This is a genomic window from Megasphaera sp. DJF_B143, assembly GCF_900320625.1.
Taxonomy (GTDB): Bacteria; Bacillota; Negativicutes; order Veillonellales; family Megasphaeraceae; genus Megasphaera; species Megasphaera hexanoica.
On sequence record NZ_ONTA01000056.1, the window covers coordinates 1 to 3,030 of the forward strand.

Below are 3,030 nucleotides of genomic sequence, written 5' to 3' on the forward strand. Positions count from 1 at the left end.
GAAAAGCCAATAGAAGAATTGGTATTTCACAGGTTTTTGTGAAAACAATATAAGGAAGCCTTGTCCAGTATCAATTTATCATCTGTTATATCGGGCCATTCCCTCGCTATACGGGCGCACAGAAAAACCGGAAGGCGTATAGAAAGTGAATACCTTCCGGTTATACAATATATAGTGTTTTTTATGACAAGCCTGGGAGCCTGCACGCGCCCTGTTACATCGTATGTCCGGTATCTGCCTTTGGCGCTTTTTCCGGTTTACCATCAGAAGCTGCCGGCTGTCCTCCCAGTTTCTGTCCTTCCGGAAGAAGCCGTCCCCCTCCGGGCAGATCCCGCACAGCTTTTTTCAGCCAGGCATTATCAGGAATATCACCATTGTAATAAATGTCATATCCGTTACTGTGAACGTTCGCCAGCGTCGTATCTTCATCCGTAAAAGATGTCACATGAGACGTACCCGTTACGTCCCACACAGCTTCTTTATCGAGGGAGACCGATACGGCCCGCGCCGTTTTGTCTTTATTAAGTGCTCCTTTAAAATAGGTCTTGTCCCGCAGCACCAGTTTTAATGAACTGTTTCCATCGGCCGTCACATCGCCGGCAATCGTCTGATTGGATACGGCATAGCTGATATCGGTGTCGGCCGGAATCCCATTGCCCCAGGTACTGAACTGCATCAGACTGCCATCCGTCCCGGTAAGCTGCAGCCCGGAAGAAGAGCCGTTGCCTTTCCCATCCTGGGAAAGCATGGTCTGCATATTTTCCAGACTTTGAAACTTATCCTGCCAGATACGGGCAAAGGGATCCGGCATAACCATAGAATGATCCATCCAGTCATTGAAGAACTGACGCTGCACTGTCATATCGCGGTCCATGCGCCGTTCCATTGCATCCATACGTTGTTCTAATTGATCCATCTGGCGTACCAGCTGGTCGTCCCAATTACCGGAAACTGTACCGGCGGCCTGGGAAACGAAGGCAGTATTGGCAAATCCCAGTGCCAGTACCGCAGCGGCAGCCAAGAATTCACATGTTTTATTTTTCATTATTATCTACCTCCTGTTCCCTAATTATACTACACCATTGTCACGATTACATGACAGCCCGGCTGGAACGGGATATAGACTTTACGCCACACGATGGCAGACATTCCCGTTCCTGTTGCCGGATACGTTCATTCTTTATTTCTGTATGCGCTCCGGTTTTTCTTTCTGTAAAGAGCCGGGGGCTCTAGTTGAATTCTTCTTCTGTAACGACCGATTTTCCGCCGGTTTCTTGACTACTTTGCGGACTTTCTTTTTCTCACTGGATGTTCCGGCAGATGCAGTCACCGTATTTCCTGAAGGAGATGGAGCCGCGATAGAAGCCGTATCGATAACCGCGCCATCCATCTTATACGCCGTCACGACAAAGGAATCCGGGGTTACATCTAATACCAGATACATGGGCTGATCCGTAGGATTATAATAAGCCGCATCACAGTATCGTTTTACCGTATCCGTATACGATTCCGTCCCAGCACGGCCTGTTGAAATATATGTCGTACCCCCTTCGCCGGGCCTGCCATCTATCAGCGGTTCCGTACGGGCATAGCAGTGTTCATGGGCCGTAAAAACCAGTGGCACATGGTACTTATCAAAGAGAGGCATAAAATAAGTCCCATTGATATCGGGAAGAGCCCGGTACGTAGCCGTTACTGCCGGCCGGTGCATGAGCACAACCAGCCTCTTTCCCCGTTTCTGTGCATCTGCCAGATCCCGATCCAGCCAGGTCACTTCATGTTCCATCATGTCCGGATATAACTCGTGCAATTCTTCATAATCCGTATTAAGAGCTGCGTAATGAACGTCGCCATAATCAAAAGAGTAGGCCAGGCGGCTCTGTCCTTCCGGGGCCCCGTACGGTACGGGAAACAGCGCCTTATAGGTATAGGGTTCACAGAATTTCCAGTCCAGAGAATAGGCTTCATGGTTCCCCAGGACCGGTGCTATCGGCATATAGGACGTAAGGATATCAGTATTTTCGTACCACTCTTTCCACTGATACCAGGACTGGCCATTATCGCTCAAATCTCCTACGACCGTAAAAAAAGCGGCTCCGGGATGGGCTTCATAGGCAGACTGCGCCGTCTGTCCCCAGACGCTGTAATCTGATGACTGGGTATCACTGAAGACGAGTACCTCATACCGGTTGAGCTGTTCCGTCGTCGTGTGGAAGGGAAACCAGCCGCTTTCCCCGTCCCCATCGGCAATTTCATATTCATAATCCGTATCGGGCCGGAGTCCCTGCATATAGGCACCATACGTATACGGCGGGACCCAGTCCGCATCGTATACAGGCGGGCGTTTAGGGTTGGTGACAAAGGCCCTTTCTGTTTCCCTGCTGCCTTTCTGACGATACGTAACGGTATAGTCACGGCGTCCGCTGTCATCCTGCCAGGCCACAGTCTTGGCCGTCGCCGAATCGGAGGCCACTATCTGCACCAGATTATTGACAGGAATCGTATCCGCCAGAACCGGCATCAGAGAAGCGCACCAGAAGACAGATAGTATCCCTGCTATGATATGATTATATTTCATCACAATGTTCCTTTCTTATCTTATACTGCATGACCTATTCTAACACGAATAGAAGGACTGGCAAGAGTTATGACACAGTCTGCATAAAAAAATGTCGGAATGGATTGCTTTTTGTCTGAATGGAGTAGAAATTGTCACATTACGCGTGTATACTTGATAAAGATTGTCACAATCGTTTGTGAAATCTCGTATACATAAGGAGGATTATTTTGAAAAAGAAACAATACATACCACTGCTGACAGTTTCAGTTCTTCTGGCCTGCGGTTCCAGTCTGGCGGCCGAACCATCTACCATTAAATTACAGGATTCCTACGTCCATCCTGACTATGTGGAAGTCGAGCGTCTCAAAGATACAAAAGAAGTCATTGTCATACAGAAAAAAGATATCCAGGAAAAGGGCTACACCAGCCTGTCAGACATTCTGAAAGATGTCCCATCCATCAACGTCGGC

The 3,030-nt window shown here is 48.7% G+C and carries 2 protein-coding genes and 1 pseudogene; 1 reads left to right on the forward strand and 2 read right to left on the reverse strand.

From position 1 onward, the window contains the following. Positions 1-214: 214 nt before the first annotated feature. Together DBO31_RS01600 and DBO31_RS01605 are read right to left on the reverse strand one after the other, a co-directional pair. Positions 215-1,045, reverse strand: coding sequence for a hypothetical protein (locus DBO31_RS01600; protein ID WP_150824278.1), 831 nt, complete (start codon positions 1,043-1,045; stop codon positions 215-217). Between the two features lie 135 nt (positions 1,046-1,180). Beyond that, positions 1,181-2,578, reverse strand: a complete 1,398-nt coding sequence (locus DBO31_RS01605) for a metallophosphoesterase family protein (protein WP_150824279.1) — start codon at positions 2,576-2,578, stop codon at positions 1,181-1,183. A gap of 209 nt (positions 2,579-2,787) precedes the next feature. Here DBO31_RS01605 and DBO31_RS01610 point away from each other — a divergent pair. After that, a pseudogene (locus DBO31_RS01610) lies at positions 2,788-3,030 on the forward strand (TonB-dependent receptor); the annotation flags it as partial.

Excerpts from the sequence above, each read along its gene's own strand:
- DBO31_RS01600 (WP_150824278.1), bottom strand. The coding sequence starts at position 1,045 with ATGAAAAATAAAACATGTGAATTCTTGGCTGCCGCTGCGGTACTGGCA.
- DBO31_RS01605 (WP_150824279.1), bottom strand. The coding sequence starts at position 2,578 with ATGAAATATAATCATATCATAGCAGGGATACTATCTGTCTTCTGGTGC.